Origin of the sequence: Streptomyces sp. NPDC046870, from assembly GCF_040704595.1 — a bacterium.
In the GTDB taxonomy this organism is placed as follows: domain Bacteria; phylum Actinomycetota; class Actinomycetes; order Streptomycetales; family Streptomycetaceae; genus Streptomyces; species Streptomyces argyrophylli.
Map to the genome: position 1 here is coordinate 29,168 of NZ_JBEYXM010000013.1, position 18,397 is coordinate 47,564.

General features: G+C 74.6%; 10 protein-coding genes. 3 read left to right on the forward strand and 7 right to left on the reverse strand.

Going from position 1 to position 18,397, the window contains the following annotated elements; translation table 11 throughout:
• Window position 1: 1 nt before the first annotated feature.
• Complete coding sequence (gene eccB, locus AB0946_RS25515) at window positions 2–1,531, reverse strand: type VII secretion protein EccB (protein WP_366762981.1); 1,530 nt, start codon at window positions 1,529–1,531, stop codon at window positions 2–4.
• 197 nt (window positions 1,532–1,728) lie between these two features.
• On the opposite strand from eccB, the gene eccE reads away from it, so the two are divergent.
• From eccE to AB0946_RS25530, 3 genes are all read left to right on the forward strand, one after another.
• Window positions 1,729–3,066: a type VII secretion protein EccE gene (gene eccE / locus AB0946_RS25520; protein WP_366762982.1), complete on the forward strand. Its 1,338-nt coding sequence runs from the start codon at window positions 1,729–1,731 to the stop codon at window positions 3,064–3,066.
• A gap of 32 nt (window positions 3,067–3,098) precedes the next feature.
• Window positions 3,099–3,845, forward strand: a complete 747-nt coding sequence (locus AB0946_RS25525) for a hypothetical protein (RefSeq protein ID WP_366763114.1) — start codon at window positions 3,099–3,101, stop codon at window positions 3,843–3,845.
• Window positions 3,846–4,146: 301 nt separating this feature from the next.
• Window positions 4,147–7,707 (forward strand): SCO5717 family growth-regulating ATPase, encoded by a 3,561-nt coding sequence (locus AB0946_RS25530; RefSeq protein WP_366762983.1) that lies wholly within the window; start codon window positions 4,147–4,149, stop codon window positions 7,705–7,707.
• 91 nt (window positions 7,708–7,798) lie between these two features.
• Here the strand turns inward: AB0946_RS25530 and AB0946_RS25535 are convergent, their stop codons facing one another.
• The 6 genes from AB0946_RS25535 to infB form a co-directional block, all read right to left on the reverse strand.
• On the reverse strand, window positions 7,799–8,746 hold the full coding sequence (locus AB0946_RS25535; protein WP_366762984.1) for a bifunctional riboflavin kinase/FAD synthetase: 948 nt from the start codon (window positions 8,744–8,746) through the stop codon (window positions 7,799–7,801).
• Window positions 8,747–8,876: 130 nt separating this feature from the next.
• A complete protein-coding gene (locus AB0946_RS25540; RefSeq protein WP_366762985.1) occupies window positions 8,877–13,088 on the reverse strand; it encodes a trypsin-like peptidase domain-containing protein in 4,212 nt (1,403 codons plus the stop codon).
• A 290-nt stretch (window positions 13,089–13,378) separates the two neighbouring features.
• Window positions 13,379–14,284, reverse strand: a complete 906-nt coding sequence (gene truB / locus AB0946_RS25545; protein WP_366762986.1) for a tRNA pseudouridine(55) synthase TruB — start codon at window positions 14,282–14,284, stop codon at window positions 13,379–13,381.
• Window positions 14,281–14,739, reverse strand: a complete 459-nt coding sequence (gene rbfA, locus AB0946_RS25550) for a 30S ribosome-binding factor RbfA (RefSeq protein ID WP_366762987.1) — start codon at window positions 14,737–14,739, stop codon at window positions 14,281–14,283. Before rbfA ends, truB begins: the two co-directional genes overlap by 4 nt.
• A gap of 40 nt (window positions 14,740–14,779) precedes the next feature.
• On the reverse strand, window positions 14,780–15,073 hold the full coding sequence (locus AB0946_RS25555) for a DUF503 domain-containing protein (protein ID WP_014675350.1): 294 nt from the start codon (window positions 15,071–15,073) through the stop codon (window positions 14,780–14,782).
• Between the two features lie 195 nt (window positions 15,074–15,268).
• Entirely contained in the window at window positions 15,269–18,340 is a 3,072-nt protein-coding gene (gene infB, locus AB0946_RS25560) for a translation initiation factor IF-2 (protein ID WP_366762988.1), read from the reverse strand.
• Window positions 18,341–18,397: the final 57 nt, after the last annotated feature.

Genomic DNA, 18,397 nt, shown 5'->3' on the forward strand with positions numbered 1-18,397 from the left:
CTCAGGAGCCCTGCGGCTGGCGGGCCGCCGCGGTGGACAGACGGGGGCCGGTCGGCAGGAACTCCGACCAGGGGGCTGGGACGGGCGCGGGGTTCACCTCGGCATAGCCGAGGCGGGTCTGCGCCAGTTTGGCCTCCTGCTGGAGCTGCTTGCGCTGCTTGGCGGAGATCCCGATCCCCTTGTCGCCGGCGGCGCTGTCGTCGTTGGACTGCAGGGCGTAGCGCAGGCCGGTGTCGGTGACCAGGAACACCGGGCCGGCCTTGGTCTCGCTGCCCTGGAACTGGCGGTAGAGCTGTCCGGAGCCCGCGGTGACGTACGCGCTGGAGGAGCCGGTGGGCAGGACCGCCGGGAAGTCGGTTCCCGCCCAGGTGCTCAGGGTGGTCTCGCCGTTGTCGGGGTCGACGTCGTTCAGCACGTTGCAGACGGTGTTGCGGCTGCCGTCGGCCGTGGAAGGGTCGTTGACCGCGGTGGGCTTCCGGGTGGGCCACTTGTGCTCGGCGGCGAACGGCTCGCCCCGGGTGATGGCGCCGGCACTGACCTCTTGGGGGTGTCCGGCCTGGCCGAGCTTCACCAGGTTCTTGCTCACGAGGAGGAGCTGGGCGACGAAGTCGGAGACGGGGGCGACCCGGCCGGGGAGCACCACGAAGTACTGCTCCTGCCCGTTGACCGGCGCCCTCAGGACCATGCCGACGCGGTTGGCCCGGGCGTCCAGCTGACCGGGGGCACCTGCGGCCGCGCCCGGCACGCCGTCGATCGGCGGGAAGCTGATGGGATCACCCGGGTGCAGGGTCGCGATCCATTCCTTGGTCACCCGCTGCGGTGTGCGGTCCGCGCCCACGAGTGTCTGCAGCAGCAGGCTGTCGGAGGCGTCCACCGGATAGGCCCGGCCGTATGCGTCCACCACGTACTGCTTCTTGTCCGGGGCGGCGACGTAGAGGAGTTGGCCGCCGTGCAGCTTCTCCTTGGTGTCGGTGAGCTTGTCCTGGTCGCGCTCGGCCAGGACGAAGGCGGCCTTCTGGATCGAGCTGCCGCTGCCGCTCGGGCGCTCGCACACGGCCCACTGCTTGGCCGTGCCGGCCTCCTTCCCCGAGGGCAGCCGGTCCGGGGCGTAGGGGATGCCGATGGTGACGCCGTGCGGGATCTTGCCGTTGTCGAGGATCGACTCGTCCACGGTGACGACATCGACATCGCTCTGGGTGTCGAGGACAAGCTTGGCGGACGCCATGTTCAGAACGGGGTGGAGCTGGGTCTTGCCCTTGGTCTTCAGCACCACGTACCGGGTGGTGGACTTGCTGGCGATGATCACCTTCTGCCCCGGGTCGTCCCAGCCCTGCGGAGCAGTCGGCTTGAACATGCCCCAGGCACCGAACGCGGCGAGGACGACCGCGCCGACGATCGCGCCGGGCAGGATGGCGCGCAGCGGCCGGGGCGCCCCCTCGTCGGAGGCATCCGGTGACGACTGCACGAACGACGCGAGCATGCGGCGCTTCGCGAAGGTGTAGGCGTTGAGTTGATCCCGCCGAGATGCCATCTGTGCCCGTTTCTCCCCGTGTCTCCCGCGGAGCGCGACCGGGGGCCACGTTCCCCCGCCCTCCGTTGTCGGACCCGGCCCCTACTATGCCTGGTAAAGAGCCGGTCCTGTGGAGCGGGTAGGGTACCTGGGCCCTCAAGGGCCTTGTTCAGTGGCCTGGTTCCAGCGAGTTGTGAGCAAAACGGGGGGATGGAGTGATGGCTTCCGGAACGCGGACGCGAGCGCGCGGCCGGTCGGCGGCACCAGGCCGCGCGGCCGGATCCGGGACACCGCCACGTGGAACGTCCGCCCAGCGCGACACGGAGCGACAGCAGGTCACGCTCGGGCTCAGACAACGGCCGGGCCAGGCAGGCTCGTTCCGTTTGCAACGGCTCGTGCTGGTGGAGCTGGCGGCGGCCGTTCTGCTCGTCGGCTGGGCTGTCGGGATGGCGGCGCTGGTACCGGCCGCAGTGATCGCACTGGTCTTGGTACTGCTGGCCTTCGTACGGCGGCGGGGCCGCTCCCTGCCGGAGTGGCTGGCCACCGCGCGGGAACTGCGGGCGCGGCAGAAGCGTGCCGCCGGCACCCCGATACCACCGGGTACGGAGCCGGGCATGGTCCCGGCGGTGGAGTGCGAGCCCGCTCTGCGGACGTACTCCTACGGCGCGCGTGACCGGCGGCCGGTCGGGATCGTCGGCGACGGGACGTTCGTCACGGCCGTCCTCCAGGTGGAGGCCGACGCGACCGCGCTGCGGGCCGAACGGAGCCGTCAGCCGCTGCCCCTGCGGCTCGTGCGGGACGCGCTGGAGGTGGACGGAATCCGCCTGGAGTCGGCGCAGATCGTGCTGCACACCCAGCCGGCACCCGCGCTGCACCTGCCTCAGCAGTCCGTGGCCGTCGCCAACTACCTCCCGCTGCAGGAGCAGACCGGCGCCCCTGCCGTACGCATCACCTGGATCGCGCTGAAGCTCGACCCCGAGCTGTGCACGGAGGCCGTGGCGGCGCGTGGAGGCGGGCTGACGGGCGCGCAGAAGTGCGTGGTGCGGGCCGCGGACCACCTGGCGAGCCGGCTGACCGGTGCGGGATTCCGGGCCCGGGTGCTGGACGAGGAGGAACTGGTCGCCGCACTCGCCACCTCCGCCTGTGCCAACCCGCTGGTCACCGCCGAGGCGGGACGCAGCGAGACCCGGGAGCGGCGGACGGAGGAGTCCGGACGCAGCTGGCGCTGCGACAACCGACGACACACGACGTACTGGATCCGGCGCTGGCCCCAACTGGGGGGTGACCGGTCCGAGTCACTGCCGCAGTTCGTCGCCCGGGTGACCGCCGTACCCGCGCTGGCCACCACCTTCAGCCTCACCCTCGCACGCGGGGAGCGGCAAGAGTGGTCGCTGTGCGGGCATCTGCGGGTGACCGGACGCAGTGACGACGAACTCGTGGCGGCGCGGCGCGCCCTCGAGGACGCGGCCCGTCAGTCCGGTGCCGGCCTGACCCGCCTCGACCGCGAGCAACTGCCCGGCATGCTGGCCACTCTGCCGCTCGGAGGTGCGCGGTGACGACGACTCCGACGGCTTCCCCGGCGCCGGGTATGCGGGTGGCGCAGGAGCCGTCCGTGCCACGGCGGGCCGTGGCACGGCTGCGCAACGGGCTCGGCCTGATCGGGCCGCGGCACGGCCGGCACGGACTGCCCGCCCAGCAGTTGGACGCGCTCGCCCTGCCCATCGGGGACGACGGGGTGGTGGCCGGTGTCGACGCCGAGGGACAGCCGGCCGTGCTGGGCATCAACCGGCCCACGCCGTACGACGTCGTCCTGATCGGCGGTCTGTGGACGGCCCAGGTCCTCGCTCTGCGCTCCGCCGCCACCGGTGCCCGGGTCGCGGTGGAGACCGGGCGGCCTCAGGCATGGATGCAGATGGTGCATGCCATGGGCGGTGGGCAGAACGGGTTGTCCGTGTACGACGTCGGGCGGGTGCCGCCGCAGGGTGCCTCCGCCGGTACGCCGGTGCTGGTGGTGCGGGACTGCGGTATGCGGCCTCCGCGCGGGCGGGTGGTGTCCGGGCCCTGGCAGTCGGTGCTGACCCTGCTGCCGTATCTCAGTCCTGTCGCGCCCCGGCTGCTGCGGCAGGCGCGGCTCGCCGGTATCCAGCGGGTCTCGCCGGACGAGGCGGCCGAACTGGGGCGCACGATGGGCCTGTCGCGGACCGAGGTGGAGTCCCTGCCGGGGCTGCCCGACGGCGTCACCCTGTGGTGTACCGACCGCGACCGGCAGTACGTGCTGACGCAACCCACCGACGCGGAGATCGGATTGTTGGGCACGCCCCGCCGGATGGACTGAACTGCCCTTTTCTCTCCCTTTTGTTCAGGGTGTCGTACGTGGTCGCGCGCGGCGGGCGGGTGTCTGCGCGGGTGCCGTGACCTGGTGCGCGGGCGCGGAGGGGCGGGCGGCCCTGCCGAGGGGTGGCTCCTGGTGATTAGGCTGGGAGCGGGCGCGATGGCAGGACCCGTGAACCGGCGTCGGTGTCCCGGGGGGAGAGCCGGTGCTTCGGACCGCCCCGAACGACTACGGACGACTCGGTACGACACGACATGGTCGCCCCGGCACGGCATGAGGGTGCTCGACCACACCAGGAGGAACTGTGAGCAGCGATCGGGACGGGATGCGCGGGGGCTGGGACACACCCGGCGATGACCAGCCCGACGCGGAGGCCGTCGAGACCACCGGCGAGTTCACCATCGACTACGCTCCCCCCGCCTGGTACACGCAGAACGCGTCCGGAGCGGGCGGTACGGGCACCGGTGGCGCGGGCGGTGCGGGCGCTTTCGCTCCGTCCACCGGGTCCGCGGCCGCCGGCGAGCCGGTCACTCCGGCGGCTCCCGGGCTGCCGTTCCCCACGGGCACGCCGGTTCCGGGTCCGACACCGCCTCCGCCGGCCACCCCGCCGGCGGGCACTCCGCCGCAGGGAACACCGTTCATTCCGGGGCAGGGGGTCTCGTACCGTCCGGCGGAGGGGGCTCCCTACGGTCCGGCGCAGGGCGCCCCGTTCACTCCGCCGCAGGGCGCTGCCCACGCTCACCCGGCCGGACCCGCGCAGCCCGCGCCGCCGACCGGTGATCCCGTTCCGATGCCGCGGCTGCCCGAGGGCTTCGAGCCGCAGCAGGCCCAGCCCGCCCAGCCGGAGGCGTCGGCCGCTTCCGGCGTGGTCGAGCCGGAGACCGACAACGGGGATCTGGAGAGCGGGGCGACCATGCGGTTCTCCGCCGTCGCCCTGAAGCGGCAGATGGCGGAGATCGCCGAGCGGACCGGTGCCGCCGGAGAGCCGGCCAGGGGTGAGGATTCCTCCGGTGAGGAGGGCGCCACCGGTTCCGGTGGTTCGGCGGACACCGCTGGTGTCGAAGGGGCCGCCGGTGCGGATGGCTCCGGCGCTTCGGAGGGTCTCGGTGCCCCCGGCGCCGACGGGGTCGTCGAAACCGAGGGCGACGACGGCCGTGCCGGGAAGTCCGGTGGCCAGGACGGCGCCGAGGGATCCGGTGGCGAGGCTGCCGGGCAGGACGGTCCGGTGGCGGAGGCCGCCATTTCCGGGGGTTCCGCGTCCGACGGAACCGGCGCCGGCGAGAAGACCGCGGCGGAAGAGAGCGTCGCCGAGCAGGCCGCCGGTGAGAAGGCCGCCGGTGAGACGGACGGCTCCGAAGCGAGTGGCGCCGAGCAGGGTGGTGCCGACGAGGGCGCGGTCGACGCCGTGCGTCCCGCCCCGTCGGAGGGCTCCGACTCGGCGCAGTCCGACGTGCCGGAGCCCTCGGCCGCCGGGGCAGCGGGCGTGACGGCCCCGGACGGTGCGCCTCAGCCGGGTGCGGCGGAAGACGGCGCCCTGCCGGGTGGTGAGGCTGCCGGCAACGGTGCCTCGGACAGCCCGGCCCAGCAGGCCGACGCCGCCCACCCCGGCACCCCCGGACCCGGTGCTCCGCCGGCCAACGCGCCCCAGCCCGCCCCCGGCCAGCCCGGCGGGTACGGCTTCCCCCAGCCGGGCGCCGCCCTTCCCGGCGCCCAGCCCCACGCGGCTCAGCCCGCCCCCGGCGTCCCCTACGCCGCCGTACCGCCCGCTCCCCCGGCCCCGCAGGGCGCCCAGCCCGGCTGGACGCCGCCCGCGTCGCACGGCGGGCTGCCCCCGCTGCCGCCGTCGTACCAGCCCGCCGCCCCCGCCACCGCCGCGCAGTGGCCCGCACAGCCCGGCGCCGCCCCGCAGCAGCCCGGTCCCATGCCCGGTCAGCAGGGTCCCGCCGGCGTACCCGGTCAGCAGCCGCCGTTCCATCCGCAGGCCCCGCAGCCCGCGCCCGCCGCGTGGAACCAGCCCGACCACACCGCGGACCAGGTCAACCCCGCCCAGCGACCGGACCAACCGGGCGCGGCCGGCACGCCGGTCCCCAACGGACCGACGGGCGGCCCCACCCCGCCGAGCGGCTACGGCTTCCCCCAGCCCGGCGCCCCGACGCCCGGCGTTCCCAACCCGCCGGCCCAGCCCGGCGTCGGCAATCCTCCCGGCCAGCCCGGCGGTTACGGGTTCCCGCAGCCTCCCGCTTCCCAGCCGCACCCTCATGGCCCCACCCCGCCGAGCGGCTACGGCTTCCCGCAGCCGGCGCCCAACCCCCCGGCGCAGCCCGGTGGTTACGGCTTCCCGCAGCCGCCTCAGAACCCGGACGGCATCCCCGCCGCTCCACAGGCACCGCACGCGCCGGTCGACCCCCGCTCCGGCGCATCGTGGCCGCAGCCCGTTCAGCATGATCAGCGGCAGCCGATCAACCCCGGTGCCGCGCCGCTGGGTTACACGGCCGCCGTGGAGCTGTCCTCGGACCGGCTGCTCAACAACAAGAGGCAGAAGGCGAAGAGCGGGCGGCCCGCGGCGGCGGGCGGCCGGTTCAAGCTCGGGGGCAAGAAGGAGGAGGCCGAGCGGCAGCGCAAGCTGGAGCTGATCCGTACGCCGGTGCTGTCCTGCTACCGGATCGCGGTCATCAGCCTCAAGGGCGGCGTCGGGAAGACCACGACCACCACCGCGCTCGGCTCCACCCTCGCCACCGAGCGGCAGGACAAGATCCTCGCCATCGACGCGAACCCGGACGCCGGTACGCTCGGGCGGCGGGTGCGCCGGGAGACCGGGGCCACCATCCGTGACCTCGTCCAGGCCATCCCGTACCTGAACTCGTACATGGACATCCGGCGGTTCACCTCCCAGGCGCCGTCCGGTCTGGAGATCATCGCCAACGACGTGGACCCGGCCGTCTCGACCACGTTCAACGACGAGGACTACCGGCGCGCGATCGACGTGCTCGGCCGGCAGTACCCGGTCATCCTGACCGACTCGGGCACCGGGCTGCTGTACAGCGCCATGCGCGGAGTGCTGGACCTCGCCGACCAGCTCATCATCATCTCCACGCCGTCCGTCGACGGCGCGAGCAGCGCCAGCACGACGCTGGACTGGCTGTCCGCGCACGGCTACGCCGACCTGGTGTCGCGGTCGCTGACCGTGATCTCCGGGGTGCGCGAGACCGGCAAGATGATCAAGGTCGAGGACATCGTGGCGCACTTCGAGACCCGCACCCGCGGGGTCGTCGTCGTGCCGTTCGACGAGCACCTGGCGGCCGGCGCCGAGGTCGACCTCGACATGATGCGGCCGAAGACGCGTGAGGCGTACTTCAACCTCGCCGCGATGGTCGCCGAGGACTTCACCCGCCACCAGCAGGCACACGGCCTGTGGACGAGCGACGGCAACCCGCCCCCGGTGGCCGCCCCGCCCATGCCGGGAGGGCCCATGCCCGGGGCGCCCATGCCGGGGGCGCCCACGCCCGGACAGCCCACGCCCGGACAGCCCACGCCGGAACAGCTGTACGGCGCCGGGCACCCGTACCCCCAGCCCCCCGGCCAGCCGTACCCCCCGGCGACGAACCAGCCGTATCCCCCGGCCCCCGGTCAGCCGTACGCCCCGTCCCCCGGTCAGCCGTACGCCCCGGCGCAGCAGCCGTACCCGCCTCAGCCGGGCCAGCCGCAGCCCTACCCGGGGACACCGCAGCAGCCGGGCTACCCGCAGGCCGGACAGCCGCAGCCCCAGCCCCCGTCACCGCCGCAACCGCAGCCGGAACCGCAGCCCCAGCCGGGGCAGCAGGCGCAGCAGCCTCCGCAGGCGCCCCCGGCCCCGCCCCAGCAGTAAGGCCACGGAAAAGGGCGGCCGGTGCTCACCGCACCGGCCGCCCTTCTCGTTGTGACGAGGGCCGCCGAACGACTCCCGCCGGAACGAGCGGCTACTCCTGAGCCGCCACGATCTCGCGGCACCGCTTCACATCCGCGGCCATCTGCTCCAGCAGGGCCTCCAGCGAGTCGAACTTCGCCTGCCCGCGCACGTAGGCGAGGAAGTCGACCGCGACGTGCAGGCCGTACAGATCGAGGCCGACGCGGTCGATCGCGTACGCCTCCACCGTGCGCTCGGTGCCGTCGAACTGCGGGTTCGTGCCGACGGAGATCGCGGCCGGCATGACCTCGCCCTGGGCGTGCAGGTACCCGGCGTACACGCCGTCGGCGGGGATGGCGGTGTGCGGGAGCGTCTCGACGTTGGCGGTCGGGAAGCCCAGTTCCCGGCCGCGCTGGGCGCCGCGAACGACGACGCCCTCCACGCGGTGCGGGCGGCCGAGGATCTCGCGGGCGCCCGCGACGTCGCCCTCGGCGACCAGGCGGCGGGTCAGCGTGGAGGAGAACGGTTCGCCGCCGCCCGCCTCACCGGTGACGTACAGGTCGACGACCTCGACGTCGAAGTCGTAGATCTTGCCCTGCCCGATCAGGAACTCGACATTGCCGGCCGCCTTGTGGCCGAAGCGGAAGTTCGGGCCCTCCACGACCGCCTTGGCGTGCAGCTTGTCCACCAGGACCTTCACCACGAAGTCGGCGGGCGAGAGCTTGGAGAACTCGGTGGTGAAGGGCAGGATGAGGCACGCGTCGACGCCCAGCTCGGCCATCAGTTCCGCACGGCGGTGGTGCGCGGCGAGCAGCGGCGGGTGGCTGCCCGGGCGGACGACCTCGCTGGGGTGCGGGTCGAAGGTGACCACGACGGCCGGGACGCCGAGCTCGCGGGCCCGGTCGACGGCGTGCTTGATGATCAGCTGGTGGCCGCGGTGGACGCCGTCGTAGGAACCGATGGTGACGACGCTGCGCCCCCAGTCCTGGGGGATGTCCTCCAAGCCACGCCAGCGCTGCACTGTGACCGCTCCTCGAACCCGTGTCCGTGTCTACCTTGACCTCGTCGTGCAGGTCTAAGGGTGCCATGCCGGGTGCTCCGCTCCAGCATCGGCATGGGGGCTGTGACGGGGCGCACGCTCCCGCCGCCGCTCAGGCCGGTACGCGCACGCCCGACAGGTTCTCGATCGTGCGGCGGGCGCTGGGGCCGACCACGGCCGCCCAGTCGTCCGGGGCCTCGGTCAGCCAGCGTGCCATGCGGGCGGCGAAGCCGGGCACGTGCCGGCCGATGTCGACCAGGGCGCGGTCGAAACGGGTGGCTCCCTCGGGTGTGCGGACGAGGAGCAGGCCGGTGCGGTGGACCAGGCCGCGGGCCTCCTCCGCCCGGCCGCCGTGTTCCGTGGCCCCGTGCAGGACGGCGAGCAGGACGGACGGGTCCTCCTCCCGGGCGAGCAGGAACTCCAGCAGCTCGCGGCGGAGCGGGTGGGAGGCGGGGGTGCCGGGGGCGGCGAGGACGGTGGCGAGGGCCGCGCGGAGCGGTTCGGGGCCGCCGTCGAGCAGGCCGGTGACGAGGGGCAGCAGGACGGGACGGGCGGTGGGGCCCTGTTCGAGGCGGCGCTCGACCTGGACGGCGACCTGCCCGGCGACGGGTCCGGCGGTCTCCGGCCGCCGCAGCAGCGCCTCCCGGACGAGGGCGGCCGCCCGGCGGGCCAGGGCCGCGGTGGGGACCTGGGTGAGACCGCGCAGGACCGCTCCGGTGTCCGGGCCACCGGCGCCCGGAGCGCACAGGCGGGCGTGGAAGGCCGCCAGGACCGGTTCCGGGTGCGTGGTGAGGGCGGGAACGAGGGCGCTGGGCGGGAACTGCGGGTCACCGTCGGTGAAGTGGCGCAGGGCCGCGGGCAGGTGCCGGTCCCGGCTGCGCGGATCGCGGACCAGCAGGGCCAGCGCGGCGCCGTGCAGACTGCGGTCGGCGGGGCGGGCGAGCAGGGTGAGGGCGGCGTAGCGCAGCAGCTCGCGGTCGGCGTCCGAACGGGCATGGGGGGCCGCGCGCAGGGCGAAGGCCACGGCCGCGACCCGGCGGGCGGGGCGCTCGTCGTGCGCCCAGCGGTCCACCGCCCGGCACAGGGCAGACGGCTCCTCCTCGGCGAGGACGGCGAGCAGTTCGTCGGCACGCCGGTGCGCGCACCCCACCAGCACCTCGGTGAGATCGTCCAGGGCACCGTGCCGGTGGGTGTGCAGCAGCGCCTGCGCGGCGGTGGCGACGGTGGCGTGCGGGGTCGCGGGCAGCGGCCGCTCGTCCGTGAACCACCGGGTGAGCAGGGGCTGTACGGCGGCGGGTGCGGCGGCGAGCAGTCCGGCGACGGCGTCCAGGTACCGGTCGCCTGCCGCGGGCGGCGCCGGGTCCGCCAGGACGAGGCGGCGCAGCAGGTCGACGCGTTCGGTGTCGGGGAGGGGCAGGCCGGTCCAGAAGGCGGGGCGGAAGTCGGCCGGTACGGGCCGCCCGTCGCCGTGCCAGGCGGCCACACGGTCCGCGAGCAGGCGCAGCACCTCGGTGTACGGCGTCGCGTCGGGGACCTGGAGCAGGGTCCGGGCGAGCAGCCGCGCCGCCCACCAGGAGCCGGTGTCCTGGTCCAGAGCGTCGGCCAACTCCCGCAACCGCAAGGCGAGTCGTCCGGGACCCTGCTGGCGGGCGAGGAGCAGCAGCGCCTGGACGACGGGGCCGACGCGGTGGTGCGGGACCGGAACCGGGCGGGCCGCGCCCGGCTCGCCGACGCGGTGCACCAGGGCCAGCAGCGCCGCGTCCAGGTCCAGGTGAGTGCCCTGGATCCAGTCGGCCAGCTCCTCGTGGGCGAAGCGGTAGCCGGTACCGGCCGGCACGAGGAGGCCCTCGGCCAGCACGGCGGAAGCCCAGCCGGTACCGCCGCCGAGCCGGACCGGGGCGGGACCGTGGGGGAACAGCGTCTCGAACGACTCCCGGTCCAGCTCCCCCTGCCCCGGTCCGAGGCTGCGCCGGGCGGCCTCGTGCACCTGCCCGGCCACCCGTGCCGCGAGCCGCCGCACGGCCGTTCCGCGCGGACCGCCGGCGGCGGCGAGGCGGACCGCGATGCGCAGGCACATCAGATCCAGGTAGGCGGCGAACACGTCGTGCCGGTCGACGGGCCCGGCGACCGCCGCGTCGGGTACGGCGGCCCGCACCTCGGACAGCAGCCGCAGCACGAGCGGATGCCGCGCGTCCCGCTCACCGAGCACGCCCTCCGGGATCCCGTACCGCGCCCGGGCCCACCGCGCCTCCTCGACCGTGAAGTCCCCGATGCGCAGACAGGGCGGAAGGGGATCGGTGGCGGGGGTGCGGGGGGCTTCGCCGGGGGCCGGCCCGGTGGGTGCGGGGCGGTTGCGGGGCGGGGTCTCGGAGGTGCGGGCGGTGCGGTCCGGTGCGGGGCTGTCGGACGGGAGGGCGAGGCGGCCCGGAGGGAGGTTCGGCTCGGGGCCGCCCGCCGGGGAGGTGAGGCGGACCGGGGTGTGATGCGGCTCGGGGCTGTCCTTCAGGGAGGCGAGAGCCGCCGGGAGGTGATGCGGCTCGGAGCTGCCCGCCGAGAAGGCGAACCGGGGCAGGGGGACCCGCGGTGCGGTGCCGTCGGTCGAGGCGCCGCCGGCCGAGGGCGGGCGACCGGCGAGACCGTGCGGCGGCCCGGCCGGTCCGGCCGAGCCCGGGGGCGCAGCCGGAGGCCCGGCCGGTGCGGTGCGCGGCGGCTCACCGCCGCACGCCAGGGCGGCAGGCCCGGCCGGGCCGCGCTCCGCACCGGCACCGTCCGCCCCCACCACGGAGCCGGCCGGCCCCCGCCCCGCACCGGCACCGTCCGCCTCGACCGCAGGCCCGGCCGACGCGCTCTCCGCTCCGGCACAGTCCGCGGCCGGCGCACCGTCCGGCCCGGCTCCGGGCTGCGCGCCCCGCGGCTCGCCGTTCTCCGCCGCGCCCCTGTGGTCCCGCTGCTCCGGGTCGCCCGGCACGTGGAGGACGTCCGGTGGGAAGGCGCGGCCGGTGCGTTCCCAGTGTTCCTCCCGGCAGGCCACCACCAGGCGGGTTCCCGTCCCGGTCAGCCAGGTGGCCGTGCTCCCGGCCCAGGCGGACAGGCGGTCGGCGAGGGCGGGGGGCATCTCCTCGGGGCAGTCCAGGACGAGCAGCAGCGGGCGGCCGGCCCGGACGGCGAGGCGGGCCACGCGTTCGGGCGTGACGTCGCCCAGGTCGTCGGGCCGGCCGGAGCGGGACGCGGCGACGACCCGGGCGGCACGCGCCAAGGTGCGGCGGGCCACGTCGGCCACCGAGTCGTCCGTGTCCCTCAGATCGGCACCGCGCAGCCAGAGCGTGGGGGCCGGCCGCTCACCCCGGGCACGGCGGGCGGTGAGCGCCGCGAGTTCCGTCGTACGCCCGCAGCCCGGCGCGCCGACGAGGCCGAGCACGGGCCGCTCACCGGTGGTGAAGGCGGCCAACCCGTCGGCGATGCCGGGGCGTTCGACCGGCTCCACGGCGCCCGGAAGGCCGTCGTGCCCGGTTGAGGTCATGGTCAGCTGGAGGATGCCGGCGAGGTTGAGGTCGGCGCCGTACGCGGGCACGGTGGCCGCGTTGCGGGCGAGCAGGCCGGCGAGGGCGCCGTCGTGCGGCCGCAGCGGCACCGCGAAGCCGGCGTCGCGCTGGGCGCTGTGCAGGGCGGTGCCGAGGACGCCGACGACCGCGCCGGTGTGCGCGTCGAGCACCGGTCCGCCGGCCGCGCCGCCGCCCAGCCGCAGCGCGTCCCGGCCGGCCGTGCCGATGGCGAGTTCCAGCGCGTCGTCCAGGAGGTGGAAGCGGTCCGTGGCGGTGTACGTCACCTGCGTGGCGGCCAGCACCCGCGCTTCGCGCCAGCAGCCGGCGGCGACCCGCACATAGGTGCCGGCGTCGATGCGCTCCCGCACGGTCAGCGGCAGTGGTTCCACGCCGAGGCCCTCGGTGCGCACCAGGGCGAGGCCGAGACCGGGCAGTTCGGTGACCGCGTCGGGGCCGACCACGCAGGTACGGTCCGCACCGGCGTGCAGCACCAGCCGGGACAGCCCGTCGACGGCCTCGTGGCTGGTGAGGAGGGTGCCCTCGTGATCGGCGAGGAAGCCGAGTCCGCGCGGGCGCCCTGCCAGGTCCCGGACGCGTACGAGGGCGACGGCCGGGTCACCCGGAACCGCACCCGGCGCGCCTCCCGCGGGGTCCTCGTCCGCGCCCGCTCCGGACAGCCGCTCCCCGCACGCGCCGTCCCCCTCCGCGCGCTGCTCGAAGGGTCGCTCCTCGCTCCCGTGCCCCCGGCGCCCGCTTCCGCCCCGCGGGCCCCGTTCCGTCATGCCCGTACCTCCCCGCCCGTCCCCGTGACCTGGTTCCGACGGTAGGCGCGGGATGATCGGCCGGGAAGATCGCGCGAAGAACGCGCCCCCTTCCGCTCCCCCGGTTCACTCCGAGCGCCTGCCCGGACGGGTGAATAGGCGGATGCCGCTGGATAACCCTAGGGGTGGGGGAACCGAGGGGGGACCGTGGAGCGGCGGCAGGACCGACCCCGTGTGGCCGGCCGCCGCTCCACGGCAGACCACCGCTCCACGGGAGACCACCCGGCATCCGAGGCTCGGACCCCGGCACCTCAGCCGAACACGGCCAGGCTCTTCGCCTTCCCCCGGTGCTCCTCGACCAGCGCCAGGAAACGGCCCTCGGGGTCGAACACGGCGACGGGACCCGCGCCCGCGTACTCGTCGGGGATCTCCAGCCGGACGCCGTTCAGCAGCAGCCGGGACCGCTTGGCGTCGACCTCCCAGCGCGGGAACGCGGCGGTGGCGGCCTCGGCGATCGGCATCACGGTCAGCTCCTGCTGGAGCTGGTCCAGTGTCTTCGCCGCGTCCAGCCGGTACGGGCCGACGCGGGTGCGGCGCAGCGCGGTGAGGTGGCCGCCGACGCCGAGGTCGGCGCCCAGGTCACGGGCGAGGGCGCGGATGTAGGTGCCGGAGGAGCAGACCACCGACACCACCAGGTCGAGCACGGGCGTGCCGTCCTCGGCGACCGCGTCCCGGACGTCGTACACCGCGAAGGAGGAGATGGTCACCGGCCGGGCGGGGATCTCGAAGTCCTCGCCCTCACGGGCCCGCTTGTACGACCGTACGCCGTCGATCTTGATGGCGCTGACCTTGGACGGCACCTGCATGATGTCGCCGGTCAGCTTGGCGATGCCCGCGTCGATGGCGTCCCGGGTCACCTTGGAGGCGTCGGCGGACGAGGTGATGTCGCCCTCGGCGTCGTCGGTGAGGGTGTTCTGGCCCAGGCGGACCGTGCCCAGGTACTCCTTCTCGGTGAGCGCGAGGTGCCCGAGGAGCTTGGTGGCGCGCTCGACCCCGAGGACCAGGACGCCGGTCGCCATCGGGTCGAGGGTGCCGGCGTGGCCGACGCGGCGGGTCCTGGCGATCCCGCGCATCTTGGCGACCACGTCGTGCGAAGTGAAGCCCGACGGCTTGTCGACGATGACGAGGCCGTCGGGCGTGGTGTGCTTGGGGGTCATTCGGTGGCGTCGCCGTCCGTGTCGGTGTCGTCGTCCGCCGGCTTGCGGTACGGGTCGGCGCCGGCGGCGTACGTGGCGCCCGTGGCCGCCTCGCGCACCTTCTCGTCGGACTGCCGGGCCTTGTCGAGGAGGTCCTCGATGGTCCGGGCGGTGTCCGGCAGGGCGTCCGCGACGAAGGTCAGGGTGGGCGTGAACTTCACCCCGGCCGCGCGGCCCACCTCGGAGCGCAGGATGCCCTTGGCGCTCTCCAGGCCGGCGGCAGCCGCCTTCCGCTCCTCCTCGTCGCCGTAGACCGTGTAGAAGACGGTCGCCTCCCGGAGGTCACCCGTGACCCGGGTGTCCGTGATGGTGACGTGTGAGCCGAGCCGCGGGTCCTTGATCCCGCGCTGCAGCTTCTGGGCCACCACCTCCCGGATGAGGTCCGCCAGCCTCTTAGCCCGCGCGTTGTCGGCCACTGGTCCGTCTCCCGTTCTTTCTCTTGCTTGCGTTTCGTGGTCAGTCGTCGTCGCCGTGGAAGCGCCGTCGCACGGACAGCAGTTCCACCTCGGGGCGGCCGGCGACCAGCCGCTCGCACCGGTCCAGGACGTCGGTGAGGTGCGCCGCGTCGCCGGAGACCGCGGCGAGGCCGATGACCGCCCGACGGTGGAGGTTCATGTGGTCCACCTCGGCCGCGCTCACGGCGTACTTCCGCTGGAGTTCGGCGACGATCGGGCGGACGACGGAGCGCTTCTCCTTCAGCGAGTGGACGTCGCCGAGGAGGAGGTCGAAGGACAGAGTCCCCACGTACATGTGTGCAACCGGTTCACCCGCCGGTACGGGATCGATGGCCCCGGGTCCGTGTGGCCGGGGACATCAAGAACCGTACCGCGTGCCCGACGGTGGCTCGACAGGGTTTCGGTGCGGCTGGCCGGACGGGCGTCCGGCGGAAAACGGCGCGCTGGCCGACGGGACCGCAGTCCCGCCGGCCAGCGCGAACCCCAGGCGTCACGCCCGCGGCTTCTCCCGCATCTCGTACGTCGCGATGACGTCGTCGACCTTGATGTCGTTGAAGTTTCCGAGGTTGATACCACCCTCGTAGCCTTCGCGGATCTCGGTGACGTCGTCCTTGAAGCGGCGCAGTCCCTCGATGTTGAGGTTCTCCGCGATGACCTTGCCGTCGCGGATGAGGCGCGCCTTGGTGTTGCGCCTGACCTCGCCGGAGCGGATGAGGACACCCGCGATGTTGCCCAGCTTGGACGAGCGGAAGACCTCGCGGATCTCCGCCGTACCGAGCTCGACCTCTTCGTACTCCGGCTTGAGCATGCCCTTGAGGGCCGCCTCGATCTCCTCGATCGCCTGGTAGATGACCGAGTAGTACCGGACGTCCACGCCCTCGCGCTCGGCCATCTGCGCCGCGCGGCCGGCCGCGCGGACGTTGAAGCCGATCACGATGGCGTCCGAGCCCATCGCCAGGTCGATGTCGGACTCCGTGACCGCACCGACGCCGCGGTGCAGGACGCGGATGTCGACCTCTTCGCCGACGTCCAGCTGGAGCAGGGAGGACTCCAGGGCCTCGACCGAACCAGAAGCGTCACCCTTGATGATCAGGTTCAGCTGCTGGACCTCGCCGGCCTTGAGCACCTTGTCCAGGTCCTCCAGCGAGACGCGGCGCGTGCGCTTGGCGAAGGCCGCGTTGCGCTCGCGGGCGGCGCGCTTCTCGGCGATCTGACGGGCCGTACGGTCCTCGTCGACCACCAGGAAGTTGTCGCCCGCACCCGGGACGTTGGTCAGGCCCAGGACCTGGACCGGCGTCGACGGGCCGGCCTCGGCCACGTTGTTGCCGTTGTCGTCGAGCATGGCGCGCACGCGACCGTAGGCGTCGCCCACGACCATCGTGTCGCCGACCCGCAGCGTGCCTCGCTGGACGAGGACCGTCGCCACGGCACCGCGGCCGCGGTCGAGACGGGACTCGATCGAGATGCCCTGCGCGTCCTGGTTCGGGTTGGCCCGCAGGTCGAGCGAGGCGTCCGCCGTGAGGATCACGGCCTCCAGCAGCGAGTCGATGTGCAGACCCTGCTTGGCGGAGATGTCGACGAACATGGTGTCGCCGCCGTACTCCTCGGCCACCAGGCCGTACTCGGTCAGCTGACCGCGCACCTTGGTCGGGTCCGCGCCCTCGACGTCGATCTTGTTGACCGCGACGACGATCGGCACGTCGGCCGCCTTGGCGTGGTTGAGCGCCTCGACCGTCTGCGGCATGACGCCGTCGTTGGCCGCGACGACCAGGATCGCGATGTCGGTCGACTTCGCACCACGGGCACGCATGGCGGTGAACGCCTCGTGACCCGGGGTGTCGATGAAGGTGATCTTGCGCTCTTCGTCGTTGACCTGCGTCGCGACCTGGTAGGCACCGATGTGCTGGGTGATGCCGCCGGCCTCGCCCGCGATGACGTTCGTCTTGCGGATGGCGTCGAGCAGTCGGGTCTTACCGTGGTCGACGTGACCCATGACGGTCACGACCGGCGGACGGACCACCAGGTCCTCGTCGGAGCCCTCGTCCTCGCCGAACTCGATGTCGAAGGACTCGAGCAGCTCGCGGTCCTCCTCCTCCGGGCTGACGATCTGAACCGTGTAGTTCATCTCGTCGGCGAGGAGCTGGAGGGTCTCGTCGGAGACGGACTGGGTCGCGGTGACCATCTCGCCGAGGTTCATCATGACCGCGACGAGGGACGCCGGGTTGGCGTTGATCTTCTCCGCGAAGTCGGTGAGCGACGCGCCGCGGGAGAGACGGATGGTCTCGCCGTTGCCGCGCGGCAGCATCACGCCGCCGACGCTCGGGGCCTGCATGGCCTCGTACTCCTGGCGACGCTGCCGCTTCGACTTGCGGCCACGACGCGCCGGACCGCCGGGACGGCCGAAGGCGCCCTGCGTGCCACCGCGGCCACCGGGACCGCCGGGACGACCGCCGAAGCCGGGACGGCCACCGCCGCCACCGCCGGGACCGCCGCCGAAGCCGCCGCCGCCACCGGGACGGCCGGCGAAGCCGCCGCCACCGCCCGGACGGGCACCGCCGCCGCCACCGGGACGGCCGGCGAAGCCGCCGCCGCCGGGACGACCGCCGCCGCCACCGGGACGACCGGCACCGGCCGGGCCGCGACCGCCGCCGGGGCCGGGACGCGGGCCGGCAGCGGGACGCTGCGGCATCATGCCGGGGTTCGGACGCGGACCGGCCGGGCCGGGACGCGGACCGCCCTGCGGCCGGGGCATGCCGGCCGGCGACGGCCGGGGACCGCCCGGAGCCTGCGGACGCGGACCGCCGCCCTGGGCGCCGGGCGTCTGCGGACGGGGACCGGCGCCGGGGGCACCGCCGGGGCCGGGACGCGGGCCGCCCTGCGGGCGCGGGGCCTGCGGACGGGCCATGCCGGCGTTGCCGCCGGAGGTGAAGGGGTTGTTGCCCGGGCGCGGACCGGCCGGACGGGCACCGGGACGCGCGGCCTGGCCACCGGGGCGGCCACCGCCCTGACCCGGACGGGCACCCTGGCCCTGGCCGGAGGCCGGACGGGCGCCACCGGGCTTCGGGGCACCGGGACGGGCGCCGGGACGCGGACCCTGGGCGGCCGGAGCCTGCGGGGTCTGCGCGGCCGGGGCCGGCGGAGCGGTGAACTCCGGGGCGGCCGGGGCCGGACGCGGCGCGGGCTTGGGACCCGGCACCGGGCGCGGGCCCGGGGCCGGTGCCTGGGCGGGCGCCGAGGGGGCCGACGGGGCGGCCGGCTGCTGGGCAGCGGGCGCCGTCGGAGGCTTGGGGGCCGCCGGCCTCGGGGCCGGAGCAGCCGGACGGGCCGCCTGCGCCGGAGAGGGCGCGGCGGGCCTGGGGGCGGCCTTGCGCGGGGCGGGCTTGCCGGCGGACTTGCCGTTGCCACCGCCCTGGAAGGCGTCGGTCAGCTTGCGTACAACCGGCGCTTCGATGGTCGAAGACGCCGAACGGACGAATTCACCGAGTTCCTGGAGCTTGGCCATGACGACCTTGCTCTCGACACCGAACTCCTTGGCGAGTTCGTAGACCCGGACCTTAGCCACTTCGCTCCTTTGAGGTCCGGGTTGAAGCCGGACCGTCGCTAGTTCATGGGCGTACTC

Excerpts from the sequence above, each read along its gene's own strand:
- eccE (WP_366762982.1), top strand. The coding sequence starts at position 1,729 with ATGGCTTCCGGAACGCGGACGCGAGCGCGCGGCCGGTCGGCGGCACCA.
- AB0946_RS25525 (WP_366763114.1), top strand. The coding sequence starts at position 3,099 with ATGCGGGTGGCGCAGGAGCCGTCCGTGCCACGGCGGGCCGTGGCACGG.
- eccB (WP_366762981.1), bottom strand. The coding sequence starts at position 1,531 with ATGGCATCTCGGCGGGATCAACTCAACGCCTACACCTTCGCGAAGCGC.
- AB0946_RS25540 (WP_366762985.1), bottom strand. The coding sequence starts at position 13,088 with ATGACGGAACGGGGCCCGCGGGGCGGAAGCGGGCGCCGGGGGCACGGG.
- truB (WP_366762986.1), bottom strand. The coding sequence starts at position 14,284 with ATGACCCCCAAGCACACCACGCCCGACGGCCTCGTCATCGTCGACAAG.
- AB0946_RS25555 (WP_014675350.1), bottom strand. The coding sequence starts at position 15,073 with ATGTACGTGGGGACTCTGTCCTTCGACCTCCTCCTCGGCGACGTCCAC.